This is a genomic window from Inquilinus limosus MP06, from assembly GCF_000767795.1.
In the GTDB taxonomy this organism is placed as follows: Bacteria; Pseudomonadota; Alphaproteobacteria; order DSM-16000; family Inquilinaceae; genus Inquilinus; species Inquilinus limosus_E.
In genome coordinates, this window is sequence record NZ_JANX01000790.1 from 1 (window position 1) to 2,198 (window position 2,198).

The following is a 2,198-nucleotide window of genomic DNA, read 5'->3' on the forward strand; positions in this document are numbered from 1 at the left end:
CGCCGCGCCAGGACTGGGGGCTGACCTACGCGCTGCCGCAGGACTTGCGGCACGATTCGGGCGCGACCCTGGTCGATGGCGACAGCCCCGACGGGCGGCGCCTTCGCGATGGGCTGTCCGCGCGCGGCATGCCCGGCGGGCTGGCCGAGCTCGGCTTCGGCAGCGTCGCCGATCTCTGGCCGCCCTGGTGCGCGGCGCTGGTGGACGGAGAGATGACCTCGGTCGCCTTCGCGGCGCGGCTCTCCGCAGGCGGTGCGGAACTTGGGGTCACGACGGCGCGGGCCTTCCGCGGCCGGGGCCATGCGGCGGCGGTCGCGGCCGGCTGGTCCCGGCTGCCGGCCCTGCGGTCGCGGACGCTGTTCTACAGCACCGGGCAGGCCAACATCTCGTCGCAGCGGGTGGTCGCCCGGCTCGGCCTGCGCCTCATCGGCCCCAGCCTGCGGCTGACCTAGGCGCGTCGCAGGCCGCTTCGGCGCGGGAGAGGGAGGAGGAACGTCGATGGTCACCGGCATCAACCACATCACCCTTGCGGTCAGCGACATCGGGCGATCGTTCCGGTTTTACGTCGATGTGCTGGGGCTGAAGCCGCTGGCGAGATGGAGCCGCGGCGCCTATCTGCTGGCCGGGGATCTTTGGCTCTGTCTCAGCGTCGACGGGAAGGCGCGGTCCTCACCCCATCCCGACTACACGCATATCGCCTTCAGCGTCGCCGATTTCGCCGCCTGCTCGAATCGGCTGGCAGACCATGGCGCGCCGATCTGGCGCGACAACCAGACCGAGGGGCCATCGGTCTATTTCCTCGACCCCGACGGCCATAAGCTCGAGATCCATGACGGCGACTGGCGGACACGCCTGCAGTCGATGCGGGACAATCCCTGGGAGGCCGGGATCGAGTTCTTCCCGGCCGGCGACGGCCCCTAGCGCGCTGTGGCCAGCGCCTCGGCCCCGATCGGGTGGAACAGGGCCGGGCGGCCGTAGAAGCGGGTGGCGAGGGTGGAGACCCGCGCGGCGTCGCCGGTGGTGAAGAACTCGGGCGGCGCCTCGTCCCCGCCGGCCGTGTCGAATTCCGGGTGCCGCTCCAGATAGGCCTTCAGGCTGCGGGCGGTGATGTCCGGCTGGGACAGCACCTCGACCCCCGGCGGCAGCGCCGCGGCGAACAGGTCGGCGACCAGCGGGTAATGGGTGCAGCCCAGGATCACCGCATCCGGCGGCACGCCCCGCAGCTGCCGCATCAGCAGGGCCGAATAGCGGCGCACGGCGCGGCGCAGCACCGCCTCCGGCGCCGCCTGCTCGATCAGCGTCACCAGCACCGGGCAGGCCTGCTGCACCACAGTGATCTCCGGCGCCCGCTTGCCGATCTCCTCGACGAAGGCGCCGGTCCGCACCGTGTGGCGGGTGGCGAAGATGGCGACGGTGCGCGGCTCGCCCCGGTGGCGGCCGGTGCGGATGTCCGCCATCCAGGGCACGCCGGTGATGGCCTCGACCATCGGCACCAGCACGCCGATCACCCGGCGGTCCGGATAATGCTGCGGCAGCCAGGTCTGCTGCAGCCGGCGCAGGCCGGTGGCGGCGGCGGTGTTGCAGGCCAGGACCACCAGCCGGCAGCCCTGGCCGAACAGCCGCTCCACCGCCGCCACGGTCAGGCGGTAGATCTCCTCCGGCTCGCGGTTGCCGTAAGGGGCGTGGCCGTGGTCGCCGAGATAGAGGAAGCGCTGTCGCGGCAGGTGCCGGGTCAGCGCCCGCAGCACCGTCAGCCCGCCATGTCCTGAATCGAAAACCCCGATCATCCGCATCCCCGTGATCCTGCCCTGGCGGTAGCGGATGTCGAGGGCATTCTCAAGGCGTTCGGCAGGCTGCGGGTTTCGCGTGGCGCGCTCGCCAGCCTTCGGAGGTCGTCCCGATCGTCGCCTGACAAGCGCCCCCCGCCGAGCTAAGACGGCGCATCGCGGGGAGGAGCGCGCCATGGACATCATCTGCGTCAACGGGCCGATCAATGCCGGCAAGTCCACGGTGGCGCGGCGCCTGGCCGGCCTGCTGCCCGGTGCCGCCTTTGTCGAGGGCGATGACCACGACGCGCCGGAGGGCGCCGACCTCTGCACCATCATCGCCGCCGCCCTGGTGCGGATCGAGGCGCTGATCGCCGCCGCCGCCGGCACCCTGGTGATCGCCTATCCGATGCGGCCGCAGGACCATGCCCG

Annotated in this window: 4 protein-coding genes; 3 read left to right on the forward strand and 1 reads right to left on the reverse strand. The window is 72.2% G+C overall.

The annotated features are described in order from the left end of the window. Both P409_RS39580 and P409_RS32400 read left to right on the forward strand, forming a co-directional pair. On the forward strand, positions 1–452 hold a 452-nt coding region (locus P409_RS39580; RefSeq protein ID WP_034848314.1), incomplete at its 5' end, for a GNAT family N-acetyltransferase. A 46-nt stretch (positions 453–498) separates the two neighbouring features. Then, the gene (locus tag P409_RS32400; protein WP_034848316.1) at positions 499–921 is read left to right on the forward strand and encodes a fosfomycin resistance glutathione transferase; all 423 of its coding nucleotides are present in this window, start codon (positions 499–501) and stop codon (positions 919–921) included. Here the strand turns inward: P409_RS32400 and murI are convergent. Beyond that, positions 918–1,787, reverse strand: a complete 870-nt coding sequence (murI, locus tag P409_RS32405) for a glutamate racemase (protein WP_034848319.1) — start codon at positions 1,785–1,787, stop codon at positions 918–920. The two genes, P409_RS32400 and murI, sit on opposite strands and share 4 nt — an antisense overlap. A gap of 175 nt (positions 1,788–1,962) precedes the next feature. Between murI and P409_RS32410 the strand changes: the two genes are divergently transcribed. Next, the coding region (locus P409_RS32410) for a hypothetical protein (protein ID WP_034848317.1) at positions 1,963–2,198 on the forward strand (236 nt) is incomplete at its 3' end.

Excerpts from the sequence above, each read along its gene's own strand:
- P409_RS32400 (WP_034848316.1), top strand. The coding sequence starts at position 499 with ATGGTCACCGGCATCAACCACATCACCCTTGCGGTCAGCGACATCGGG.
- murI (WP_034848319.1), bottom strand. The coding sequence starts at position 1,787 with ATGATCGGGGTTTTCGATTCAGGACATGGCGGGCTGACGGTGCTGCGG.